Origin of the sequence: Streptomyces sp. NBC_00872, assembly GCF_045161915.1 — a bacterium.
GTDB lineage: Bacteria > Actinomycetota > Actinomycetes > Streptomycetales > Streptomycetaceae > Streptomyces.
In genome coordinates this window covers 6,406,474-6,429,514 of sequence record NZ_CP108806.1, presented here as the reverse complement: position 1 = coordinate 6,429,514, position 23,041 = coordinate 6,406,474, and the positions used below count along the sequence as shown (strand labels likewise).

Annotated in this window: 19 protein-coding genes; 11 read left to right on the top strand and 8 right to left on the bottom strand. The window is 71.4% G+C overall.

What is annotated here, in order from left to right; translation table 11 throughout:
• Positions 1-55: 55 nt before the first annotated feature.
• The gene (locus OG214_RS27495) at positions 56-1,096 is read right to left on the bottom strand and encodes an ABC transporter substrate-binding protein (protein WP_405986247.1); all 1,041 of its coding nucleotides are present in this window, start codon (positions 1,094-1,096) and stop codon (positions 56-58) included.
• Positions 1,097-1,358: 262 nt separating this feature from the next.
• Between OG214_RS27495 and OG214_RS27490 the strand changes: the two genes are divergently transcribed.
• The 4 genes from OG214_RS27490 to OG214_RS27475 all read left to right on the top strand — a co-directional run bounded on the left by OG214_RS27490 (position 1,359) and on the right by OG214_RS27475 (position 5,283).
• On the top strand, positions 1,359-2,702 hold the full coding sequence (locus OG214_RS27490; RefSeq protein WP_405986246.1) for a hypothetical protein: 1,344 nt from the start codon (positions 1,359-1,361) through the stop codon (positions 2,700-2,702).
• A gap of 151 nt (positions 2,703-2,853) precedes the next feature.
• Positions 2,854-3,033 carry a hypothetical protein gene (locus tag OG214_RS27485; protein ID WP_363082964.1) on the top strand — a complete coding sequence of 60 codons (180 nt, stop codon included), beginning with the start codon at positions 2,854-2,856 and terminating at the stop codon, positions 3,031-3,033.
• A 229-nt stretch (positions 3,034-3,262) separates the two neighbouring features.
• Positions 3,263-4,513, top strand: a complete 1,251-nt coding sequence (locus OG214_RS27480; protein ID WP_405986245.1) for a sensor histidine kinase — start codon at positions 3,263-3,265, stop codon at positions 4,511-4,513.
• A 128-nt stretch (positions 4,514-4,641) separates the two neighbouring features.
• Positions 4,642-5,283, top strand: coding sequence for a response regulator (locus OG214_RS27475; RefSeq protein WP_405986244.1), 642 nt, complete (start codon positions 4,642-4,644; stop codon positions 5,281-5,283).
• Positions 5,284-5,331: 48 nt separating this feature from the next.
• Here the strand turns inward: OG214_RS27475 and OG214_RS27470 are convergent, their stop codons facing one another.
• Positions 5,332-6,801 (bottom strand): MFS transporter, encoded by a 1,470-nt coding sequence (locus OG214_RS27470; RefSeq protein WP_405986243.1) that lies wholly within the window; start codon positions 6,799-6,801, stop codon positions 5,332-5,334.
• 283 nt (positions 6,802-7,084) lie between these two features.
• Between OG214_RS27470 and OG214_RS27465 the strand changes: the two genes are divergently transcribed.
• The 4 genes from OG214_RS27465 to OG214_RS27450 all read left to right on the top strand — a co-directional run bounded on the left by OG214_RS27465 (position 7,085) and on the right by OG214_RS27450 (position 11,999).
• Complete coding sequence (locus tag OG214_RS27465; RefSeq protein WP_405986242.1) at positions 7,085-8,923, top strand: MFS transporter; 1,839 nt, start codon at positions 7,085-7,087, stop codon at positions 8,921-8,923.
• A 192-nt stretch (positions 8,924-9,115) separates the two neighbouring features.
• Positions 9,116-9,766, top strand: a complete 651-nt coding sequence (locus OG214_RS27460; RefSeq protein ID WP_405986241.1) for a class I SAM-dependent methyltransferase — start codon at positions 9,116-9,118, stop codon at positions 9,764-9,766.
• Between the two features lie 22 nt (positions 9,767-9,788).
• Positions 9,789-10,856, top strand: coding sequence for an N-acetylmuramoyl-L-alanine amidase (locus OG214_RS27455; RefSeq protein ID WP_405986240.1), 1,068 nt, complete (start codon positions 9,789-9,791; stop codon positions 10,854-10,856).
• Between the two features lie 285 nt (positions 10,857-11,141).
• Positions 11,142-11,999 (top strand): DUF5336 domain-containing protein, encoded by an 858-nt coding sequence (locus tag OG214_RS27450; protein ID WP_405986239.1) that lies wholly within the window; start codon positions 11,142-11,144, stop codon positions 11,997-11,999.
• A 134-nt stretch (positions 12,000-12,133) separates the two neighbouring features.
• Here the strand turns inward: OG214_RS27450 and OG214_RS27445 are convergent, their stop codons facing one another.
• On the bottom strand, positions 12,134-12,997 hold the full coding sequence (locus OG214_RS27445; RefSeq protein ID WP_405986238.1) for a maleylpyruvate isomerase N-terminal domain-containing protein: 864 nt from the start codon (positions 12,995-12,997) through the stop codon (positions 12,134-12,136).
• 117 nt (positions 12,998-13,114) lie between these two features.
• Positions 13,115-13,696, bottom strand: coding sequence for a hypothetical protein (locus OG214_RS27440; RefSeq protein ID WP_405986237.1), 582 nt, complete (start codon positions 13,694-13,696; stop codon positions 13,115-13,117).
• A 109-nt stretch (positions 13,697-13,805) separates the two neighbouring features.
• Between OG214_RS27440 and OG214_RS27435 the strand changes: the two genes are divergently transcribed.
• Positions 13,806-14,099 carry a hypothetical protein gene (locus tag OG214_RS27435; RefSeq protein ID WP_363085053.1) on the top strand — a complete coding sequence of 98 codons (294 nt, stop codon included), beginning with the start codon at positions 13,806-13,808 and terminating at the stop codon, positions 14,097-14,099.
• Between the two features lie 47 nt (positions 14,100-14,146).
• Here the strand turns inward: OG214_RS27435 and OG214_RS27430 are convergent, their stop codons facing one another.
• From OG214_RS27430 to OG214_RS27420, 3 genes are all read right to left on the bottom strand, one after another.
• A complete protein-coding gene (locus OG214_RS27430; protein WP_405987633.1) occupies positions 14,147-15,346 on the bottom strand; it encodes a prenyltransferase in 1,200 nt (399 codons plus the stop codon).
• Between the two features lie 2 nt (positions 15,347-15,348).
• Positions 15,349-16,119, bottom strand: a complete 771-nt coding sequence (locus OG214_RS27425) for a class I SAM-dependent methyltransferase (protein WP_405986236.1) — start codon at positions 16,117-16,119, stop codon at positions 15,349-15,351.
• 161 nt (positions 16,120-16,280) lie between these two features.
• Positions 16,281-17,678, bottom strand: coding sequence for a glycosyltransferase family 4 protein (locus OG214_RS27420; RefSeq protein WP_405986235.1), 1,398 nt, complete (start codon positions 17,676-17,678; stop codon positions 16,281-16,283).
• 381 nt (positions 17,679-18,059) lie between these two features.
• On the opposite strand from OG214_RS27420, the gene OG214_RS27415 reads away from it, so the two are divergent.
• Both OG214_RS27415 and OG214_RS27410 read left to right on the top strand, forming a co-directional pair.
• Entirely contained in the window at positions 18,060-18,788 is a 729-nt protein-coding gene (locus OG214_RS27415) for a TetR family transcriptional regulator (RefSeq protein ID WP_363085049.1), read from the top strand.
• A gap of 175 nt (positions 18,789-18,963) precedes the next feature.
• Positions 18,964-19,863 (top strand): oxidoreductase, encoded by a 900-nt coding sequence (locus tag OG214_RS27410; protein WP_405987632.1) that lies wholly within the window; start codon positions 18,964-18,966, stop codon positions 19,861-19,863.
• A 159-nt stretch (positions 19,864-20,022) separates the two neighbouring features.
• On the opposite strand, the gene OG214_RS27405 is transcribed toward OG214_RS27410, so the two are convergent.
• The gene (locus tag OG214_RS27405; RefSeq protein ID WP_405986234.1) at positions 20,023-22,476 is read right to left on the bottom strand and encodes a lamin tail domain-containing protein; all 2,454 of its coding nucleotides are present in this window, start codon (positions 22,474-22,476) and stop codon (positions 20,023-20,025) included.
• Positions 22,477-23,041: the final 565 nt, after the last annotated feature.

Below are 23,041 nucleotides of genomic sequence, written 5' to 3'. Positions count from 1 at the left end.
GTCCCCGAGGCAGCGGAGGGGGTGCCTCCGTACCCCAGGGTCCCGGGGCGGCGCGCTACTTGACCAGGTAGCCGCGGAGATCGTCGAGCACCAGGTCGGCCGCCGTCACGCCCAGGCCCAGGTACCAGGTCTCGTCCTTGACGTCCTTGGCCTGGCCGGCCTTGACCGCCTTGAGGTTCTTCCAGAGGGGGTTGGAGCGCGCGGTGTCCCGCTGGGTCTTCTTCGGGTCGCCGTACACCCCGGTGAAGATCCAGTCGGCGTCGGCGTCGTCGATCTTCTCCGGGCTGATCTCCACGGCGAGATCGTTGATCCGCTGGTTCTCGGGGCGCGGCAGGCCGATGTCGTCGAGGATCGTGCCGATGAAGGACGCCTTCGCGTACAGCCGCAGCTTGTCCGGCATGTAGCGCACCATCGAGACGGTCGGCTTGTCCTGGCCGAGGTCCGCGCCGAGGGCCGCCGCCTTCTTGTCGTACGCGGCGAGGGCCGCCTTCGCCTCGGCGGTACGGTCCAGCGCCTGCGCGTTGAGGAGGTAGTTCTCCTTCCAGGTGAAGCCCGGCCGGATGGAGAAGACCGTGGGAGCGATCCGCGACAGCTCCTTGTACTTGTCGGCCGCGCGCAGCTGGCTGCCGAGGATCAGATCGGGCTTGAGCCCGGCGATCGCCTCAAGGTTGAGATTGTTGATCGTGCCGACGTTCTCGGGGTCGCCCGCGCCCTGCTTCAGATAGCTCGGGATGGCCTCGTCGCCCTCGGTGGGGGCGTAGCCGACGGGCTTGACGCCGAGCGACACGACGTTGTCGAACTCGCCGACGTCCAGGACCACGACCCGCTCGGGCCGGGCCTTCAGCTCCGTCGTGCCCATGGCGTGTGTGATCGTGCGCGGGAACTGACCCGGCCCGGCGTCGGTCCCGTATGTGGCCGTCTTCGTGGCCGCGTCGGCGAAGTCCTTGCCGCCCGTGGCGACCGCGGCCTTCTTCCCTCCGTCGTCGGAGGCGGCGGAACCGCTGTCGGAGGAGTCGCCGCCGCTGCCGCAGGCCGCGAGGGAGAGCGCGGCGGCGAGTGCGACCACGGCGGCCGAGCCACGGCGTCGTATGGACATCTGGATGCTCCTGGGAAGTGCTGGGTGCACGCCGGGCGTGCGGATTCGAGGCCTGCGTACGGGTTCGGGACGCCGGTCGGGCGTCGGCCGGACGCCGACTTAGGTATGCCTTACTTTAAACACCCCCTCCTCCCGTCAGCACACCCACCCCCACACGCTCCGGCAAATCCCGCCATGGCCACCCATATGTGTGAAGTGGTCGACGTCGTGTTGTTCGGCAGGAAGTGCGAAAACTAGCTTCGTCGCCGGAGGTGACGAACCGATGACGGCCTGTGCCATCGAGACGGCTGCGGAGGACGGAGCGCTACGGCGTACGGGGTTCGCGATCACGGCGGACGGGACCTACGCGGCGCGACTGACGCTCGGAAGCGGAAGCAGGGGCGGAAGCGGGGGCGGAAGCGGGAACGGGCGGGGCGACGGGGGCGAGGGCGGGGGTGGGAACGCCGGGGACGGCGGGACCGGCGGGGACGGGCGCGGCGACGCCTGGTTCCCGGAGCGCTGGACCCTCGACGGACCCGAGCCCTACGCCGTACCCCTCCCCCTCGACCAGCCCGAGGAACCCGACTCCGATGTCCTGCCCATGGCCGACGGACGGGTGCTCATCCGCCGCCGGGTCGCGGACCGGCACGACTTCTCGCTGCTCTATCCGACCGGACCGGCCACGGGTCAACTGCCGTTGGGCGCGCTCGGCTGCGACCGGCTGACCCTGCTTCCGCCGCCTCCGGACGGCAGGAGCGCGTACGCCCTGGCGCCCGGCGAGCACTCCACCACGGTCTGGCTGGTGGCGGGCGGCGCGTTCGGACCCGAGCCGGTGGCCGAGATCGCGGGCTACTGCTCGGGCGGCGTCTGGCTCGACCGCACGGGGCGGATACTGGCCCTGGACCGGGAGAGGGACGGCGTGGTGAAGGCCGTCGCCGTCGATCTGGGGCGCGGTGGCGAGGCGACGCCACTGCTCCAGATCACCGAGGAGAGCAACGACCGGCTGCTGCTGGCGGACGCCGACAGCGGACTGCTGCTGATCCGCTCGGACGCACCGGGTCACGACCGGCTGGGCTGGGGCGTACTGGGCAGTCTGCGTCCGGTGCGCTTCCCCGAGTGTCTGCGGCTCGCGGACCACGCGGTGACACCGTTCGCCGTACAGCCGGGGCAGGTGCTGATGCCGGAGAGCTGCGCGGTGGCGCTGCGCATCGACGGCGCGGCGGGCAGCGGGCTCGGGGTGTGGCGTCCGATGGGCCGTCGGATTCATCAACTGCCCCCGCCCGCGGGGTGGCTGGCGGGAACGGGGTTCTGGACCCGGGACGGTGTGCTGCGGCTGCCGTACGCGACGAGTGAGGTGCCGTGCGGAGTGGCCCGGCTGGCGGCCCCGGCGGAACCGGCCGGATCCAGCGCGCCGTTGGAGCCGTCGGCGGAGGTGAGACCTACGGCACCACTGACGTCCGGGACGGCCGTGAACTCCGTGACGGTCCCGGGGCCACCGGTGCTCACACAACTCACACAAACGGAATCCCCGGCGGGGGAACCGTTCGCACCCCCGCGAACTCCTGTGATGTGCAGGCCGGTCCCCTTGCAGCAGGCGCCTCTCACCGGGCGTGGGGTACCTGGATAGACTTTCTTCCGGGGCTGCGCAGCCGTACCGACCGGGCATTTGTCGGGGACTGTGATGTGGAACGGTGACCGCCACTTCGTCGGGGCGGTACAGGAAAAGCCGGGGCCCCTGCGCCACAACAAGAAGCGATCACGACGGGGTGACTTCCCACATGTCCGAAGCCCGAAGCAACACGACCCAGGAGCGCCCGCAGGCGACGGCCGCCGATCGGGATGACATCAGCCACTTCGGAAAGCACCGAGGTGGCGAGGCCTCCACGGAGGACTCGATGTCCCCGGCCCACGGCCGCCACCGCCGCTCGGCGGAGGGGGAACACAGCAACGCGGCCTGAGTTCAGGGCCGGTACACACACCACGGGAGGCCGTCGCGGCACGGACGCGGCGGCCTCTTCCTGTGGGGGCGTCCGCGCTCCGTCGGGGTATCGGCGCTCTGTTGAGGCGTGCGCGCTCTGTTGAGGGGTCCGCGCTCTGTCGGGGCGTCCCCGCCGTGACATTTGTACCGGGCGACTCCGTACATCCGCGTCTGCCGGAGGGGCGGCCGTCTTCCGTAGCGTCATCGGCATGACACGGACGAACGACATGACGTGGAAGACCCGGGACAAGGACCGGAACCGGCGGCCGAGCCGGAGCAGGGACGGCGGCGAACCGGGCCGCGGGAGACCGGGGCCGCCCAGCGGTTACGCGATGCTGCCCTGGCTGCTCCTCGGTCTGGGGTCCTTCTCCAATCTCGTCCAGGGCAGGACCCCGAACCCCTGGCTGGGCGGGATCGGTCTGCTGGTCTTCAACTCCCTCTATGTCTCCGTCGTGTTCACGGCCTTCGTCCCGGGAAAGCGGCGCAGCCATGTCATCTGGTGGTCGCTCGCCGGGATGGGACTGATGACCTTCGGGCTCGGCGGTCTCTACGGCGGGAGCTGGCTGCTGTTCTTCCCGCTCTTCGGGCTGGCCTGCGGCACCGTGGTGCGCGGGCGCGCTCTCGCCTGGGTGGGTCTTCCGCTGAGCGCCGTCGCGGGGGCCGTCGGCGCGTACCACGACGGCTGGGGCGCGATCGGGGTCGCGTACGGCACGTTCATCTCGATGATGGTGACCGCGGCGATCCTCACCCTCGCCGAGACGGTGGGGGAACTGCGCGCCACCCGCCAGGAGCTGGCGCGCTCGGCGGTGGAACGCGAGCGGCTGCGGTTCTCCCGCGATCTGCACGATCTGCTCGGCCACACGCTGTCCGTGATCGTGGTCAAGGCGGAGGCCGCGCGCAGGCTGACGCCGGACGATCCGGACGCGGCCCTGACCCAGGTCTCCGACATCGAGTCCGTCGGGAGACAGGCCCTGACCGAGATCCGGGAGGCCGTCACCGGTTACCGCGAGGGCAGCCTCGCCACGGATCTGGACCGGGCGCGCTCGGCGCTGACGGCCGCCGGGATCGAACCGGTGATACGGCGGTCCGGGCCGCCGCTGGAGCCGTGGGCGGAGGTGCTGCTCGGCTGGGTGGTACGGGAAGCCGTCACCAACGCCGTACGGCACAGTGCCGCGACCCGCTGCACGATCACCGTGGACGGCACGCCCGAACAGGTCGGACTGACGGTCACGGACGACGGCGTCGGTGCCGTGGCCGGCGTCGGTGCCGGGGCGAGCGCTGGCGGCGGTACGGGGCTCAAGGGCCTCACCGAACGGCTCGCGGCGGCGGGCGGGTCCCTCGAAACGGGCCCGGCGAGCACCCCGGCGGACGGTACGGCGGAAGGCTCCGGGCCAGGGGCGCGACAGGGCTTCCGGGTGACCGCCCTCCTGCCGGTGGACGCCTCGACGGCGCACGTCTGAGCGGCGCGCGTGTGACCGACGCACGTCCGGACGGCACACGTCTGACCGGCGCGCGCTCGTGCGCGCCTCGCCAGGTCGCGGACTTCCGCGTCCGGGGCGGGCCGGTCTCGCCGCCCTACCCTGTGCAGATGACAGAGATGCCCCGGGACCACAGGCCGGCCACGTCCGTACGCGTCCTTCTCGCCGAGGACCAGGGCATGTTGCGCGGGGCCCTCGCGCTGCTGCTCGGTATGGAGCCGGACATCGAGGTGGTCGCCCAGGTGGCCACCGGCGACGCCATCGTGGACACCGCGCTGCTCTCGCGTCCCGATGTGGCGCTGCTGGACATCGAACTGCCCGGTATCAGCGGTCTCGACGCCGCCGCGCTGCTGCGGGACGAGGTGCCCGACTGCCGGGTGCTGATCCTGACCACCTTCGGCCGGCCCGGCTATCTGCGCCGGGCCATGGAGGCGGGAGCGGCGGGCTTCCTGGTCAAGGACGGACCGGTGGACGAACTCGCCGCGGCGATCCGCAAGGTGCTGACCGGCGAGACCGTCATCGATCCCGCGCTGGCGGCGGCGGCCCTGAGCGCGGGCCCGAACCCGCTCACCGCGCGCGAGCGTGAGGTGCTGAACGCCTCCGTGGACGGCGCGACCGTCGCCGACATCGCGGCCAGGCTCCATCTCTCCGAGTCGACCGTACGGAACTATCTCTCGTCGGCCATCGGCAAGACCGGCACACGCAACCGCATGGAGGCGGTACGCGCCGCCCGCCGCCAGGGCTGGCTCTGATCCACGGAGCCCCCGGAGCCCCGGACCGCCCCCTCGCCGGTCAGCCGGTCACCCGTCCGAGGAGCCGCGCGGCAGCCACAGCACCATCAGCAGAGCCCCCGCCAGCACCACCGCGCCGCCCGTCCTGAACGCCAGCGCGTATCCCTCCGTCAGCGCCTGCGGACTCGTACCGCCCGCCGTACGGGACGCGGCCACCGTGGACAGCACGGCGAGACCGAGCGCCCCGCCCATCGTCCGCGAGGTGTTGACCAGGCCCGAGACCAGACCGGCGTCACCGGGCTCCGCGCCGCCCGTGGCCAGCGCCGCCAGCGTGGTGCCCGTCAGCCCCAGACCGGTCATGATCAGCAGACCGGGGCCGAGGATCGACGAGAGATACGGTCCGTCCGGGGTCAGCAGGGACTGCCAGCCGAATCCGGCGACCGCGACCAGCGCCCCGATGACCGCGACATTCCGGGCACCGGCCAGGGGCATCAACCGGGGCGCGAGCTTCGAGCCGAGCACAATGCTCAGTGAGCTCGGGACCAGCGCGAGACCGGCCTCCAACGGCCCGTATCCCAGCACGTTCTGGGCGTAGACCGTCATGAAGAACCAGACGGCGAAGGACGCGGAACTACAGACGAACATCGCCGTGTTCGCCGCCGACACCGCCCGTACCCGGAACAGCCCCAGCGGCATCAGCGGCACCTTCGTCCGTGCCTCCACCGCCACGAACAGCCCCAGCAGCACCGCTCCCCCGGCCAGCGGCAGCAGGGTGGCCCCCGCGCCCCAGCCCCGCTCCTCGGTCTGCACGATGCCGTACGCCAGCGCCGCCAGACCGCCCGTGACCAGCACCGCGCCGGGCAGATCGAGGCGCCGCCCCGTATCCCTGCGGCTCTCGGTCAGCCACACCGCGGCCCCGGCCAGGACCAGCACCCCGACCGGCACATTGATCAGCAGCACCCATCGCCAGGAGAGCAGATCGGTGAGCACGCCGCCGATGAGTCCGCCGGCCGCCCCGCCGCCCGCGCCGACCGCCGTCCAGGTGCCTATGGCCCGGGTCCTGGCGGCTCCGGCCGGCACGGCCGAGGTCAGGATGGCGAGCGTCGCGGGCGCCAGTACGGCGGCGCCGAGGCCCTGTACGGCGCGGGCGGCCGGCAACTGCCAGCCCTCCTGCGCGAGTCCGCCCGCGACGGACGCGAGGGTGAACACCCCGAGCCCCGTCAGGAACATCAGCTTGCGCCCGAAGAGATCCGCCGCCCGTCCACCGAGCAGCATAAAACCGGCGAAAGCGATCGAATAGGCGTTGAGCACCCACTGAAGACCACCGGCGGAGAGCCCGAGGTCCGCGCGCATCGACGGCAGTGCGACATTCACCACAGACACATCGAGGACGACGAGGAACTGTCCCGCGCAGGCGGTGAGGACCACCGCCCAGGTTCGGACACGGTTACGGGCGGAGCCAGTTAGCCCCTTTTGGGCAGTTGACCCGGATATGTCTGCGTTATCGGCGGCTTCGGAATCCGCGGCGGCTCGGACCATGCGCGTCATGGTCGCAGCCGGGGAGCGAGCCGTACATCGGATTGCCGGAGCACGTTTCCGCCCGAGGGGCAGGACGCACGGGCCCTCCGCCGGGATTCCCCACCTGACGAACCGTCAGAAGAAAGCGCGCCGGTGTCGGACCGTGTTCGTACCGCGTTCGCCGGAATAACGCGGCGATGGGGAAGGTTGCACACTGCACCCACTTGGCGGACCGTGCTGTCCGCCCGTCCCCACCGCCACGCCCCTGCCCCGACTCCCTCTTTCCTGCCCGGAGGACGCACGTATGCCACAGCCGACAACCGATCAGCATCCGGAGGCTTCCCGGACCCGTGAGGGCGGTGCCATCGTCCCCGTTCTCGCCTTCGCGGGCATCACCGTGGCGGTGATGCAGACCCTGCTCGTGCCCGTCATCAAGGACCTTCCCGCACTTCTCCACACCTCACCCGCCGACGCCACCTGGGTCCTGACCGCGACCCTGCTGGCCGGCGCCATCGCCACCCCGATCATGGGCCGGCTCGGGGATCTCTTCGGCAAGCGCCGGATGCTCCTCGCCAGCCTCGCCGTCATGGTGACCGGCTCGCTGATCTGCGGATTCACCAATGATCTCGTCATCATGATCGTCGGCAGGGCGCTCCAGGGCTTCGCGATGGGCGCGATACCCCTCGGTATCGGCATCATGCGGGACGAACTGCCGCGCGAGCGCCTCGGCTCCGCGATGGCGCTGATGAGCTCCTCCATCGGCGTGGGCGGCGGGCTCGCCCTGCCCGGCGCGGCCCTGGTCGCGCAGAACGCCGACTGGCACGCGCTGTTCTTCTGCGCGGCCGGGCTCGGCGCGCTGTCGATCCTGCTCACCCTGCGCTTCGTACCCGAGTCGTCGGTACGGGCCACCGGCGACTTCGACTGGCTCGGCGCGATCGGGCTCTCCGCGGGGCTCGTCTCCCTGCTGCTGCCGATCACCAAGGGCGGCGACTGGGGCTGGGGTTCGACCACCACGGTCGGGCTGTTCGTCCTGGCGGTCGTCATCCTGCTGCTGTGGGGCGTGATGGAGCTGAGGAGTTCCGCGCCGCTGGTCGATCTCCGTACCACCGCGCGCCGTGAGGTGCTGCTCACCAATCTCGCCTCGATCATGATCGGGGTCGCCTTCTACGCGATCTCGCTCGTGCTGCCCCAGCTGCTCCAGTTGCCCAAGTCCACCGGTTACGGTCTCGGCCAGTCGATGGTGGTGGCCGGGCTGTGCGTGGCGCCGCTCGGGCTGACGATGATGTTCACGGCGCCCATCTACGCCCGGATCTCCGCGCGGCGCGGCCCCAAGGTCTCGCTGATGCTCGGCATGCTGATCATCGGTATCGGATACGGGGCGGGCCTCGGCCTGATGAGCGCGCCGTGGCAGACCATCGTCATCTCGGTGGTCGTGGGCGCGGGCATCGGTCTCGCGTACTCCTCGCTCCCGGCGCTGATCATCGCCGCCGTGGATCCCTCGGAGACGGGCGCGGCCAACGGTCTGAACACCCTGATGCGTTCCATCGGCACATCGGTGTCGAGCGCGGTGATCGGCATGGTGCTGGCCCATACGTCGGCCGTCTCGGACGGGGTGACATTGCCCACCCTGCACGGCTTCCGTATCTCGTTCCTGATCGCCACGGGCGCGGTGGTCGCCGGTCTGGCGCTGGCGGCGTTCCTGCCCTCGCAGCGGTCGGCGGCGAACGGGCCGAAGCCGGCGTCCCTGGCACCGAAGTCCCTGGCGTCGCTTGAGTCACTGGAGGCACTGGAGTCGCGGGGATCCACTCCGGACGAGAGCGAGCGAGGACCGCAGCACACACTCGTCGCCGGATCCGGCGGTTTCCGGGGACGGGTGCTGGACCCGGACGGTACGCCCGTGGCCTGGGCGAACGTCACACTCATCGACGCCGGGGGCAGGCAGGCGGGGCTCACCACCAGCGACGGGAACGGCGCCTACGCGCTGCTGCCGCAGACCGGCGGGAACTATGTACTGGCGGCCACGGCCACGGGGTACGCGCCGCACGCGCGCCCGGCGGTGTACACGGGCGACGGTCTGCCGGTCGATGTCGATCTGGTGCTGGCGCAGGCCGCGCCGGAGCGCACCGCCGCCGTCTCCTCCTGACTCCTCCTGATTCCTCCTGACTCCTTCTGAGCGGGGGTCACCCGTCCCGTCGTCGTTCGCCGGGTCGGCCCTGTTCCCCTCCGTCGCTCCTGTGCACCCCCGGCTCCCGTACGGCCGGGGGTGTACGGCACCATGGCGCCCGCGCTCCGGCAGGAACCGGTGCCTCAGCCGTCAGACCGAGAAGAGCCGCCCATGCCCGCCGGAACCGAACCCGCGTCCGACGTCCTCGCCGCCTTCCGGGCCGCCAAGGGGTTCATGCCCGTACACGAAGGGCTCGCCCTGTACGCGGCGGCGGCCGACGCCGGGGCGCTCGGTCTGCCGCTCCTGGAGATCGGTACGTACTGCGGACGCTCCACCCTGCTGCTGGCCGCCGCCGCGCGAGAGGCGGGGACGGTCGCCGTCACCGTCGACCACCACCGGGGCAGCGAGGAGCAGCAGCCCGGCTGGGAGTATCACGACCCGGCCGTGGTCGACCCGGACATCGGCATCATGGACACGCTCCCCACCTTCCGGCGCACGCTCCACCGGGCCGGTCTGGAGGACCGGGTGATCGCGGTCGTCGGCCGTTCACCGCAGGTCGCGAAGGTCTGGGGCGGGCCGCTCGGACTCGTCTTCATCGACGGCGGCCACACCGAGGAGCATGCCGGCGGGGACTACGAGGGCTGGGCACCGCATCTCACCGAGGGCGGGCTGCTCGTGATCCACGATGTCTTCCCCGACCCGGCGGACGGCGGCCGGGCGCCGTACCACATCTATCTGCGGGCACTCGCGTCCGGCGCCTTCACCGAACTGCCGGGGACGGGCTCCCTGCGCGTCCTGCGCCGTACCGGACCAGGACTCTGACTGTTCGCATTAGCATCGCGACGTGCCGTACCACAAGAACCACCAGCCCGAGCCGAGCCACCAGCCCGAGCCGAACCGGCGGGCCGACGAGAGCCGGCAGTCCGTCCGACGCCGTTCCGGCCGGAGCGATGCCGCTGTCGCGGTCGGCGCGCTGGTGTCGGCCGCGCTGGCGGGATGGCTCGTCTGGCAGGGCATGAGCGGTCCCGACGGCGGCGATCCGGCCGCCCCGGCGGCGGCCGGTGCCGCCTCCGGCGCGTCCCCCGGTGCCTCCACCGCACCGCCGCCGTCCGGCGCGGAAGGCGGTGTGAACGAGGACGACGTCCCCGGGGGCTCGGACCCGATCGGTCCGTCCGGTCCGTCCGGGCCGTCCCGGCCGGGCGCCCCCGACGCCTCCGGCGCCCCCGTCGCCGCCGGCGGACCGCTCGCGGGAAAGGTCGTCGTGATCGACCCCGGGCACAATCCACGCAATCGCGAACACACCGCCGAGATCAATGAACCGGTGAATATCGGAACGACCAGCAAGGAATGCGACACCACCGGCACCGCCACCAACGCCGGTTACGCCGAGGCCGCGTTCACCCTGGACGTCTCCCACCGACTGAGTTCCCTGCTGCGGAAACTCGGCGCGACCGTCGTCCTCACCCACGACAACGACCGTCCGTACGGCCCGTGCGTGGATGAGCGGGCCCGTATCGGCAACAAGGCGAAGGCCGACGCCGTGATCTCCGTGCACGCCGACGGTTCGGCGTCGGGAAACCGTGGATTCCATGTCATCCTCCCCGCCTCGGTGAAGAGCGGGGCGGCGGACACCACGGCGATCGTCGGTCCGTCGCGCGAACTCGGCGAGCACATCGTCGGCAATTTCGTACGGGAGACCGGCAGCGCCCCCGCCAACTATCTGGGCGGAGGCACGGGGCTGGACGTACGCAAGGACCTCGGCGGACTGAATCTGTCGAAGGTTCCCAAAGTCTTCATCGAATGCGGCAATATGCGCGATTCACACGATGCCGCCCTGCTCACCGATGCGGAATGGCGGCAGAGTGCGGCCCAGGGAATGGCGGATGGAATCAGCGGATTTCTTACGAAGTAACCTTGAATGCCCGGTCGGCCGTCCAGTCCGCCGCCCGGTGGCCCGTCGCGCGACGGCCGTTCTGATCGCATCACGCGCCGGGTAATCACACGCCGCGTAACAGCTTGCCACCGAGCCGGGTAACAGGCCCGCTACCGCGCCTGATACCGGGCAGACGACCCGATCGGGCAGGCGATACATTCATCCGTACGATAGGGAGCCGCCCCCGAGCTTCGCACCGCGCACCGCCGTATGCCGGCGGCCGCGTCGACCGCCCCGACGAGACGACAACGAAGGACTTCTCACGTGAACATCCGCTCCCTCACTCGAGGCGACGGCGTGGTGATCGGAGCAGCGGTGTTGCTGTTCATCGCCTCGTTCCTCAATCTGTACGAGTCCAGCGCGTTCGGATCGAGCAACGCCCCGAACGCCTGGGACTCGCTGGGCACCGTGATGAGCATCCACCTGGCCGGGGTCATCGCCGCGGCGCTGATCGTCACCTCCCGCGCGCTGCCGCAGCCGCAGCCGCGCAGGATCGCGGGGCTCGACCTCGGGCAGTTCGGTGTCGCGCTGGCGATCTTCGCGGCGTGGACGGCGCTCTGGTCGCTGATCGGCCTGGACGGTATCGACGCGGGCAGCGGTCTGATCCTGGGCTTCGTCGCGGCCCTGATCCTCGCCGCCGCGGCCGTCGCCACTCCGCTCGTACCCCCGCTGAAGGCCGCCCTCGTCGGCGCGCCGAGGCCGCGTACCCCGCAGCCGTACGGCGGTCAGCCCGGCGCCACCGGGCAGGGGTACGGCTACCCGGGCGGCCAGCAGCCGTACGGTGCGCAGGGCCAGGCCCAGGGTCAGCAGCCGTACGGCGCCCAGGGCGGACAGCCGGGACAGGCGTCCGGTCCGTTCGGAGGCGGGCAGCCGCAGGGGGGCGGGGCAGGCAGGCCGTCGGCGGGCGGCGCGACACCCGCCGGGGACTTCGCCCCGTTCTGGTTCGCGGTGCCGGTGGCCCGTCCGCTGTTCGGTGAGGACGGCTCGCAGACGCCGATCGCCGAACTGGCGCCCGGCACCTGGTATCTCGCGGTCGAGCAGCGCGGTCCCGGTCTGGTGGCCCAGACGCAGGACGGGCGGCGCGGTGTGCTCCAGGACACCTCGGGCATCCAGCGCGGCTGACCCCGTACCGCGTGTACACGGCTACAGCGACGGCCCCCCGCCTTGCGGCGGGGGGCCGTTGTCGTTGCCGGTGCCCGGCGGCCGTCCGCACGAAGAGCGGCCGAACGGGAACGCCGGGCCGGCGGCGGTCCGCGTCAGCCGAACGTCGCCCGCTCCAGCCAGAAGTCCAGCAGCTTCGCGTCGCCCAGCACCTCGACCAGCTCGCTGTCGGCGGGCAGCCGGCGGTAGAAGACCCGCAGCACCTCGGTGAGCGGGCCGCGGAGCGCGACCGTCGCCTTCTCGTGCCCGCGTCGCCAGGTGAAACCGTCGTCACCGAACTCGATCAGCCACTCGGCGCCCTCCGCGCCCGTCGCCGTACCCGTGGTACCCGCCGTACCGGTCGCGTCCGCCGTATCCGTCGCGTGCAGATGGATGCTGCGGCCCCCGCCGCGCAGCTCGGCCGCCTCCGGGTCACCGGCGGCCTGGGCGAAGGCGAGGCACTGGAGCCACTCGTCGATCGCGTCGGCCGCGACCTCGGGAGCGACCTCGTACGGCACCCCCGCCGCCAGCGCCGCGTCGGCCCGGTGGATCACCGTCTCATGGGTCATCCGCCGGGCCCAGAAGCCGGCGTTCCGCTCCCAGCCCCAGCTCCAGACCGCGGTTTCGGGAGCGACCGCCCGCAGGGTGGCGGCGAGCTTCTCCGCCCCCTCCGCCAGCCAGGCGTCCAGCGCGGCCGGATCGGGACCGGAACCGGAACCGGAGCCGGAACCAGAACCGGAACCGCCGGGGACATCGAAGTCCGGCACCCGGTTGTCGGGGATGTCCTCCTCGGCCCGTGTCCGTACGATCGTCTCCGCCCAGCGGTGTGCCCGGCCCACATGGAGTGCGAGCTGTCCCAGTGTCCAGTCGGGGCAGCTCGGCACGGTCACGGAGAGATCGGCACCGGCGAGGGCGGCCCTCAGCCGGTCGGTCTGTCCCACGATCTCGTCGCAGTAGCGGTCATGTCCCAGAAGCGTCATACGGCGCACAGTAGGCAGCCAAGTCCCGCGTGGCCAGCGGTTATCGCCGTGGGCCCGGAAGGGAGGGAGGGAAGGAAGGAGGAAGAGAGGGCCGGGGCGGGCGGCCCGTACCGGCGGTCAGCCGCGGCTCAACTGCGTCACCGACGGCACCTTGTCCTTCACGACGGCGCCCGCACCGCTGCCCGCGCCCTTGACGTCGTTGATGACCGTCTCGAACATCCCGACCTCGGCGCCTCCCGCCTCCCCCTTGCCGAGCTTGGCGCCGATCCCCTTGAGCGACGCGATCCCGGCGGCGAGCGGGCCCATCGCCTTGGCGAGCAGCGGGTCCCCCTTGGCGTTCTCGGCCGCCGCCTTGAGCCGGTTGTAGGCGAAGGCGCCCGCGAGACCCGCCTTGATCAGGGCGAACTTACGGCCGCTCGCGCCCTCCTTGAACGTGCCCGCGCGATACGGCTTGACGATCCACTGGTAGGTGGCGCCCGCCGCCAGTCCGGCGTTGGCGACGAAACGGGTCTTGGCGAATTTCTGCGTCCGCGCCGAACTCGTCGCCTCCACCGCCGCCGGTGTGTCCGCGCCCCTTCCTCCTTGGTCGTCGCCGCTGCCGCACGCGGCCACGGGCAGCAACAACGCGCAGGCCAGAAGCAGTGCCGGCACGACTCGGCGGATCGGACCGCTGGTGGTGGTGCGGGCCTCGACGGACACGGCGGACCTCCCTGGCGGACTGCCTGAAGCGTCACGCCGCCCCCGTACCCCCGCCACCCGGAGGGGGCCGTCCGGGTTTCACCCGCCCAGCAGAGGCAACACGCTGGACATGTCCTCACGTCATCGCAGTGGAAGCGGCTCCGCGGCGACGGTCATCGTCGTCGTCGCGGACATCATGGCCTTCATCCTGGGCCTGTGGATTCTGATGTACCTGTTGGACGCCAACCGCGCCAACGACCTGGTGGAGTTCGTCCAGGACGCGGCACGCTGGCTGGCCGGCTGGTCCTACGACCTGTTCACCTTCGACGAGGCATGGGCCCGTGTCGTCTGCGGTTACGGACTCGCCGCCGTCGTCTATCTGGCCATCGGCCACGGCATCGCGGGCCGGGTGCGCCGCCTCTGACCGACGGGCCCCGCCCGGTCCGGCCCGCATACGGCCGGTGCGCCGCCTCAGCGGCAGCAGTCGGGGTCCAGCCCGCGCGGCAGTCGCTCGCCGCCGAACACCGCGGTGGTCGCCTCGTCCCCCCCGAGCGCGGCCACCGCGAGCAGCAGCGAACCCGCCGTCCAGGTGGTGAGTTCCTCCGGCCAGACGGCACGGTTGCCCTCGAAGACATAACCCGTCCAGTACATCCCGCCCTCGGCGCGCAGATGCTGGATGGACTGGAGGACCTCCAGCGCCCGGTCGGACTCGCCCATCACCCAGAGGGCCAGGGCGAGTTCACAGCTCTCACCGCCCGTCACCCAGGGGTTGGGCACCACACAGCGCACCCCGAGGCCCGGCACCACGAAGCGGTCCCAGCCCGCCGCGATCCGTGCCGTGGCCTGCGCTCCGGTCACCGCGCCGCCGAGCACGGGGTAGTACCAGTCCATCGAGTAGCGGGACTTGTCGAGGAAGCGCTCGGGATGGCGGCGTATCGCGTGCCCGAGCGCGCCCGCCGCCAACTCCCAGTCGGGCTGCGGCTCCTCGCGTTCCTCGGCGATCGCGAGCGCGCAGCGCAGTGCCTGGTGCACGGACGAACTCCCGGTCAGCAGCGCGTCGTCGACGGGCGTGCCGTCCGCCTCCCGCTTCCAGCCGATCTGCCCGCCGGGCTGCTGGAGTACGAGGACGAACTCGATCGCCGCGTGTACGACGGGCCACATCCGGTCGAGGAACGCGTCGTCGCCGGTGGCCAGATAGTGGTGCCAGACACCGACGGCGGCGTACGCGACGAAGTTGGTCTCGCGTCCCGGATCGCCGGGCACGGCGATGGTGTGCCCCGGCTCGGCGGTGTGACCCGAGCGGGCGGTGTGACCCGGATCAGCGGTGTGCCGCGGATCGGCGCCCGTGGTCCCACCACCGTCCCCGCGCGCGCCCTCGGCTCCTGCCCAGGCGGGGTTCTCGTAGGCCGCGTACCAGGACCCGTCCTCGTTCTGGTGCCGCGCGAGCCACTCGTACGCCCGTGCCGCCGCGGTGTGTTCGCCCGCCGCGTCCAGCGCCATGGCCGCCTCGACATGGTCCCACGGGTCGAGATGGTGCCCCCGGAACCACGGGATCGCACCGTCCCGGTGCTGTACGGCGAGGATGCCGGCGACGGTCTCGGCGGCCTGTTCCGCGGTGAGCACACCGGGCAGGACGAGATGTTCCGTGGCGTCGGGCCCACGGCCGGCCAAGGTCACTTCGCGTCCGCCACGGGATTCGTGTCCGCCACGGGATTCGTGTCCGCCGCGGGAAGACGTGGCTTGGTCGCGTAGACCACGAAGCTCTTGCCGACCACCGGGTTCAGCAACTGCTCGGTGACCCGGGTGACGGCGGGCTTCTTCATGATGTCCCAGACCAGCAGCTTGTGGTACGCGCGGACGGGCAGCACCTTGTCGTTGTCCACACCGAACGCGCACTTGAGCCACCAGTACGGGGCGTGCAGCGCGTGCGCGTGGTGGGTGCCGTACGGCTTGAGCCCGGCCTCCCGGATCCTGCCCAGCAGTTCGCCGGCCTTGTAGATCCGGATATGGCCGCCCTCGACCTCGTGGTACGCGTCGGAGAGCGCCCAGCACACCTTCTCCGGGCCGTACCTCGGCACGGTGACCGCGATCCGCCCGCCGGGCCGCAGCACCCGGACCACCTCGGCGAGCACTCCCTTGTCGTCCGGTATGTGCTCCATCACCTCGGAGACGATGACGACGTCGAAGGACCCGTCGGGGAAGGGGAGATGGAGCGCGTCACCCTCCATCGCGGTGGCGGTGGCGCCCCGCGGGGCCTCCCCCGCCTCCTTCATCGCGGCGAACCACTTGGCGACCTCGCGGATCTCCTCGCCGTTCCGGTCGAGAGCCACGACCTGGGCGCCCCGCCGGTAACACTCGAAGGCGTGCCGGCCCCCGCCGCACCCCAGATCGAGCACACGGTCGCCCGCGGCGAGCGGAAAGCGGGTGAAGTCCACGGTCAGCACAGGGTCGTCCTGCTTTCGCGGTCGGGGTACGGACGTACGGGTACGGCGGCACGGGGGGTACGGCATTACGGCATTACGGCGTTACGACACGGGCGCGGGTGACACGGGCGGCACGGACACGGACCGCGCGACAGGCAGCCCGAGCGGCGGCGGGTACGGCATCAGTTCGCGCCGCTGGGAGCCGTCCCGGCGGCGGCGTCCCGCAGCGGCGACGGCGGCCGATGTGCCTGCCGGGACCGAGGTCCGGACCAGGACAGGAGCCGGGGCCGGGCGCCGGCCTGCCGGGCGATCGCCGCGCGGTACAGCTCGGCGGTGCCCCGGGCGGCCTGGGCCCAGGTGAACCGGGACAGCACCCGCTCCCGGCCCGCCGCGCCCAGCCGGGCGCGCAGCTCCGCGTCACCGAGCAGCCGCCCCAGCGCGGCGGCCAACGCGCCCGCGTCCCCCGGCGGTACGGCCAGACAGGTCTCCCCGTCCGCGCCCGCGACCTCGGGGATGGCGCCTCCCGTGGTGGCGACGAGCGGTGTACCGGTGGCCATCGTCTCGGCGGCCGGCAGCGAGAACCCTTCGTACAGGGACGGCACACAGCCGATCTGCGCCCCGCGCACCAGCTCCACCAGCTCGGCGTCGGAGATGCCCTTGACGAACTCGACGGCGCCTTCGAGCCCGTACCGTTCGACGGCCCGCGCGACCGGTCCCGACTCCGGGCGCTTGCCGACGACGACGAGATGCGCGGCGGGATGTTCGGTGCGCACCTTGGCGAGGGCCTCTATGAGATGGACAAGGCCCTTGAGAGGGACGTCCGCGCTGGAGGTGGTGACGATACGGCCGGGTATCTCGGGCACGGCCGGGTCGGGCGAGAAGAGTTCCGTGTCGGCGCCGATGTGCACGACGTCGATACGGTCCGCCCGTACCCCGAGCTGATCGGTGATCTCCTGCTTCGAGGAGCCGGAGACGGTGAGGACGGACGGCAGACGGCGCGCGACACGCCCCTGCATCCGGGTGAAGCCGTACCAGCGGCGTACGGAGGACCGTCTGCGCCAGTCCTCGGCGGCGTCGAGATCCAGCCGGCGGTCGACGGTGATGGGGTGGTGGATGGTGGTGACCAGCGGTGCGCCGAGATCGCCGAGGAGTCCGTAACCGAGCGTCTGGTTGTCGTGGACGACATCGAACTGTCCGGCGCGGGCGGCGAGATGGCGCCGGGCGCGCAGCGAGAAGGTCAGCGGCTCGGGAAAACCGCCCGTCCACATCGTGGCGACCTCAAGGGTGTCGACCCAGTCGCGGAACTCGTCACGCCGTGGGGTGCGGAAGGGGTCGGGCTGCCGGTAGAGATCGAGGCTGGGCAGCTCGGTGAGCGGTACGCCCTCGTCGAGCACGGGGTAGGGCTGGGCGCCGATCACCTCGACGCTGTGTCCGAGGCGGGCGAGTTCACGGGAGAGATGACGGACGTAGACGCCCTGTCCACCGCAGAACGGGTTGCCCTTGTAACTGAGAAGGGCGATACGCAGCGGCCGGTCGTCGCCGCCGCGCGGGCCCGCCGCCTCCGCCGGACGCTTCGCCAATTCCGCTGTGCCCTCAGCCGACTTCCGCGTACGATCCGCGGGTTCGGCGGTACGGTCCGCCGGTTCCGGCCGGACGTCATGGGATCCGCGGGGCCGCCGGGACCGCGCTCCGGTGCCCGCCCGTATGGCCTCAGCGGTCACTCTCGGCCCCCTTCTCACTGCGCTCTCCGAGTTCCGCCGGAGCGTAACCGCCGGCGTCAATCTAGAACAAGTTTCAGACTTGTTCGCCCACAGGCTCCGAATTTACCGGCAAGTAGCGTCGCTGTACCTGCCGGACCGGGTGATTCGCGCCACCACGCGCGCCCTGCCATGCTGTGCCGTCCGGAGCATGCGGTACGGCCCTGAGGGCGGCGGAACGCGATGGAGTGGGGACGGACGGGGATGACAGCGGAAGCCAGAACGGTGTCGGCCCCGCTGACCCAGCGCCAGGAGGCCCGCCGCCGCCGGATCCTGGCCGCCACCCGTCAACTGGCCTGCGGGGGCGGCTTCGACGCCGTACAGATGCGGGAGGTCGCCGAGGAGGCGGGGGTCGCCCTCGGCACGCTGTACCGCTACTTCCCGTCCAAGATCCATCTGCTGGTCGCCACGATGCAGGACCGGCTGGAGCACCTCCACACCACGCTCCGCAGACGCCCGCCCAGCACCGAGGACCCCGCCGCCCGGGTCGCCGAGACCCTGATGCGCGCCTTCCGCGCCCTCCAGCGCGACCCCCATCTCGCGGACGCCATGATCCGCGCGCTGACCTTCGCGGACCGCAGCGTCAGCCGCGAGGTGGACGAGGTCTCCCGCCGGACGACGGCGATCATCCTCGACGCGATGACCCCGCGCCCCAGCGGAACACCCCCCACCCCCGCCCAGCTCTCCGCGGTCCGCGTCATCGAACACACCTGGCACGCGGCCCTGATCACCTGGCTCTCGGGCCGCGCCTCCACCGACCAGGTCAGAACGGACATCGAAACAGCCTGCCGTCTCCTGACCCCGGCACTTCCGCCACCACCACACACGGACGCGCGCACGGACACGGACGCGGACACGGACGCGGCACAGCCGATCCGGGGATCCGGCTCCGCTCCCGGCAGGGGAGTTCACGAGCGAAGGCTTCACCGATAACAACTCCCGGCGCGTACGCGGGATTCCCGGTCACGCTGTGACATTCCACCAGCGCTCCGCACCTTTCCGCCGCGCCCGCCACCCGCGCATACTCCAGGACCGCCCTGCCTCGAACCGTTGACGGGCGACGGCCGACCGGATGGAGCTGATGGAGCTGATGGAGCTGATGGGGAAGATGACGACGCACACGGTCTCCGCGACAACCGCGGGTACATGGACGCTCGGTGACCGCACGGTCAACCGGCTCGGATTCGGTGCCATGCGCCTGACCGGCAGCGCCGCCTTCCACCAGGGCACCCCGAGCGACCGCGGCCGGGCGATCGGCGTACTCCGCCGCGCGGTCGGCCTCGGCGTGAACCACATCGACACCGCGGCCTTCTACTTCTCCCGGCTGCGCTCCGCCAACGAATTGATCAACGCGGCGCTGTCGCCGTATCCGGACGATCTCGTCATCGCCACCAAGGTCGGCCCCGCGCGGGACGCCGACGGCGAGTGGGTCACCCCGGCGCGGCCCGACCAGCTGCGCGGCCAGGTCGAGGAGAATCTGCGCCAGCTCGGCCGCGACCACCTCGACCTGGTCAATCTGCGCCTCATGGGCCAGGAATCCATCAGCGAACACTTCGGGGCCCTCGCCGAACTGCGCGCCGCGGGGCTCATCCGTCACCTCGGTATCTCCGGCGCGCGCCCGGAGCATCTGACCCAGGCTCAGGAGATCGCACCGGTGGTGTGCGTCCAGAACCGCTACGGCATCGACACGCCCGGCGGGGACGAGATGCTCCGGGCGTGCGCGGCGCACGGCATCGCGTTCGTGCCCTTCTTCTCCATCGCCGGGGAAGGGCGCGAGGCCGGTGCCGTCCGGACCGAGCACGACCAGGTCGACGCCGTGGCCCGCGCGCACGGCGTCTCACCCGCCCAGGTCCGTCTGGCCTGGACCCTGGAGCAGGGCGCCCATGTACTGGCCATCCCGGGAACGGGCGACCCGGAACACCTCGTCGACAATCTGGCGGCGGGCGCGCTCCGGCTCACGGCGGAGGAACTCCGGCTGCTCGGCCCGGCCGGCCGCCCCGCTTCCTGACACCGGTCACACCGGCCGTGCCCGGACACACGGCGGTCGGGGCCGGCGGCGGACATGGCCGTGGCGTGTACGGGTCCCGGGAGGGGAGCCGTACACGCCACGGTTCAGCGGTGGTTCAGCGGATGCCGGTCGGCGATGCCGGGCCGGTCACCCGGGGTGTTACTTGAAGCGGACCACCTGGGGGTCGTGGTCGCTCGCCTGGTCGGCGAACTCCGCGTTGATGTGGACCACGTCGTACTGCGGGTCCTTGACGCCCTTGCTGACCAGGATGTGGTCCAGCGTCTGGGAGTTGCCGTCGTAGACGTAGCTGTAGCGCTCGTTCTTCGGCAGCGTGTTGATCAGGTCCTTGAGGACCTTCTTCGTCAGCACGTCGAGCGGTGCCGAGAACTGGTAGTCGTTGATGTCGCCGAGGACGACGACCTTCGCGTCCTTGTCCTTGTCCAGCAGGTCGGCCACGAAGGTGTTGACCTCCTTGGCCTGGGCCAGGCGCTGGGTCTCCGAGCTCAGCGTCGGGGGCTGGAAGCGGCCGTGGACGGGCTGGTCGCCGCCCTTCGAGTTGAAGTGGTTGCCCACGACGAAGACCTGCTCACCACGGAACAGGAACTCCCCGACCAGCGGCTTGCGGCTGCTCGACCACGCGCCCGAGGTGGGGTTGATCCGGCCCGGGGAGACCGACAGCGAGACGTCGGCGTCCTTCTTGCCGGTGCCGACGACCTCCACCGCGGTGGTGGCGTCGCCGCCCGGACGGTCCACGAAGGTGACCCGCTGCGGGTTGTAGATGAAGGACGTACGGATGTTGCCGCCCGGCTCGCCGCCGTCCGTCTTGTCCTGCGGGTCGATCGAGCGCCACTCGTACGCCGGGCCGCCCGCCGCCTTGATGGCCTCGATGAACTTGGCGAGGGTCTGGTCGGACGCGACCGTACCGTCGTCCTTCGCGCCGTTGTTGTCCTGGATCTCCTCCAGGCTCAGGATGTCCGGCGAGCCGAGGTGCTTGACGATGCCCTGGGCCAGCCGGTCGAACTTGTCCTGCGGGTCCGTGGGGTCGAGGTTCTCCACGTTGTACGTGGCGACGGACAGCTCGTCGGCGCTGCCCTGCTCCGCGACCTCCGGCTCGATACCGCCCTTGGTGACCGCGCCGAGAGCGGTCGCCTGGATGCTGTAGCCGCCGTAGGTGCCGTAGTCGACCGGACCGGTCGCGCCCTTGAGGGTGTCGCCCACATTGGCCGCGGGCCTGTCGGAGGTCAGCGCGGTGACCAGCAGCCGGCCCGGGTTCGGGTCGTCGTAGTCGGTGTAGACCACACCGCCGCGCGGGGTCGGGTTCTTGGTGGGCTTGGTGGTGATCCAGGTCTCGCCGTACGAGTTGGAGGCACCGACCACCCGGCTGTCGCCGACCTGGATCACCATGCCCTCACGGGACTCCAGCCAGTCCAGCGCGTACACGGTGGGCTGGAGCGTGAGCGGCTCGATGTTCCCGCCCGCCACGCTCGGGGCGTAGTCCTTGGGCAGGGTCTTGGCGTCGACCAGCTCGACCGAGGGCACCGCGTTGCCGGAGGACAGCACGACGGTGGTCGGGCCGCTCAGCTCGGTGAGGGACTGCGCGCCGGACGAGGCGCCGCCCGGGTAGTACTCGGCGACCTTGGCGGTGACCAGGACCGAGTCGCCGACCTTGACCTGCGGGGTGGTCGAGCCGGTGAAGACGAAGACGCCCTCACTGGTGACCGGGTCGTTGTCCGGCTGCGCGTCCTGGATCCAGAAACCGCGCGAGGAGCCGGTGGAGCGTACGCCGGTGACCACACCGGGAACGTTGGTGACGGTCTTGCCCGTGTGCGGGGAGAGCCGGGTGTTGCCCTGGATGTCGTGGATCCGCAGCTCACCCGGGGTGGGGGGCGTGGGCGGGTCCGTGGGGCCCGTCGGCGTGGGCGTGGGTGTCGGGTCCGGGCCCGGCTCCCCGCCGCCGCCCGTGGTGTTACGGGGGCTCGGCGCGGACGCGGACAGGTCCGCCGCGTTGTTGTCCGTGTCGGTGAGGGACGCGTTCCGGGAGACCGAGGCGGTGTTGCTCGCACCCGGGACCGGCGAGGTCTCACGGACCGTGGCGGTACCGAAGCCGACCACGTCCTTGATGCTGCCGTCGGCCGCGCAGTCGGCGGCGGTGACGCAGGACAGCGGGGTGGTGGAGTGGACGAGCGCCACCGTGCCGCTGGTCCCCGACATGGCGATGGAGCCGGACGCGTCCGGGGTGGGCAGCTCGGTGGTGCCGCCGGTGCCCTTGCTCTCGGCGACGAGGTAGCTGCCGCCCGCCGGGATCGCACCGGTCAGCGCGGTGACCTGCCACTTGCTGCTGGCGGTCGGAGCGCCGGGCAGATACTGCACGGACCAGCCGGTGAGGTCGAAGGAACCGCTGCCGGCGTTGCCCAGCTCGATGAAGTCGTTGGTGAGGGTGGCGCCGGAGTTCCCGCCGCCGCCGTAGACCTCGGCGATCACGGCGTCGGCCGACGGGGCCGCCTGCGCCGTGAACGGGAGCGCGATGAGCGTTCCGACCAGGCCGACGGGGAGCGCCAGAGCGATCCGCTTGGCGCGCCGACCGCGCAGGGCCGGGGGTATGGAAGAGGGCACGTTGGGCTCTTTCTGCTACGGGTTCTCTCGGGTGCTTTCCCGCGTGCTCGCCGGTGTGCTCCCGGGGCGCGGGTGCGCGTGTGACAGTGCGGTGGCGGTGCGGTGGCGGTGCGGAGGTGACAGTACTGACATGGCATACGGGAGTGGTACGGGAAGCCTGGAAGTCGGCTCAAGATACGCGCGTAGACACAGTGCCAACAAGAGGGTGGGCACCGCAACGGACAAGTGTTTCCCGACCGTTCGTTGGACTTAACCTGGTTGTCGGACGACATGGCACATTCGTTGCGGAGATGTCGGATTCTTCCCGGGCGCCGATCGGACGGCGGCTGAACACCGACCGGCTGCCGACCGGACGCCGGTTGAACGCAGACCGGCTGCCGGCCGGACGCGAACGCGTGCGGCCCTGGACCGGCCTCGGCGGCCCGGGTGCGCGCCCCGGGGCGCGTTCCGGGACCGGCGGGAGAGATACGCCTGACGAGGGAGAGGGGTACGCGGCCGATAGAGTAGAGGGGTCGCCATCATGCCCGTACGGGGAAAGCCGGTGCGGAACCGGCGCTGACCCGCG

What these genes read in the sequence shown, in the direction of transcription:
- OG214_RS27495 (WP_405986247.1), bottom strand. Translation starts at nt 1,096, where the DNA reads ATGTCCATACGACGCCGTGGCTCGGCCGCCGTGGTCGCACTCGCCGCC.
- OG214_RS27490 (WP_405986246.1), top strand. Translation starts at nt 1,359, where the DNA reads ATGACGGCCTGTGCCATCGAGACGGCTGCGGAGGACGGAGCGCTACGG.
- OG214_RS27485 (WP_363082964.1), top strand. Translation starts at nt 2,854, where the DNA reads ATGTCCGAAGCCCGAAGCAACACGACCCAGGAGCGCCCGCAGGCGACG.
- OG214_RS27480 (WP_405986245.1), top strand. Translation starts at nt 3,263, where the DNA reads ATGACACGGACGAACGACATGACGTGGAAGACCCGGGACAAGGACCGG.
- OG214_RS27475 (WP_405986244.1), top strand. Translation starts at nt 4,642, where the DNA reads ATGACAGAGATGCCCCGGGACCACAGGCCGGCCACGTCCGTACGCGTC.
- OG214_RS27470 (WP_405986243.1), bottom strand. Translation starts at nt 6,801, where the DNA reads ATGGTCCGAGCCGCCGCGGATTCCGAAGCCGCCGATAACGCAGACATA.
- OG214_RS27465 (WP_405986242.1), top strand. Translation starts at nt 7,085, where the DNA reads ATGCCACAGCCGACAACCGATCAGCATCCGGAGGCTTCCCGGACCCGT.
- OG214_RS27460 (WP_405986241.1), top strand. Translation starts at nt 9,116, where the DNA reads ATGCCCGCCGGAACCGAACCCGCGTCCGACGTCCTCGCCGCCTTCCGG.
- OG214_RS27445 (WP_405986238.1), bottom strand. Translation starts at nt 12,997, where the DNA reads ATGACGCTTCTGGGACATGACCGCTACTGCGACGAGATCGTGGGACAG.
- OG214_RS27435 (WP_363085053.1), top strand. Translation starts at nt 13,806, where the DNA reads ATGTCCTCACGTCATCGCAGTGGAAGCGGCTCCGCGGCGACGGTCATC.
- OG214_RS27415 (WP_363085049.1), top strand. Translation starts at nt 18,060, where the DNA reads ATGACAGCGGAAGCCAGAACGGTGTCGGCCCCGCTGACCCAGCGCCAG.
- OG214_RS27410 (WP_405987632.1), top strand. Translation starts at nt 18,964, where the DNA reads ATGACGACGCACACGGTCTCCGCGACAACCGCGGGTACATGGACGCTC.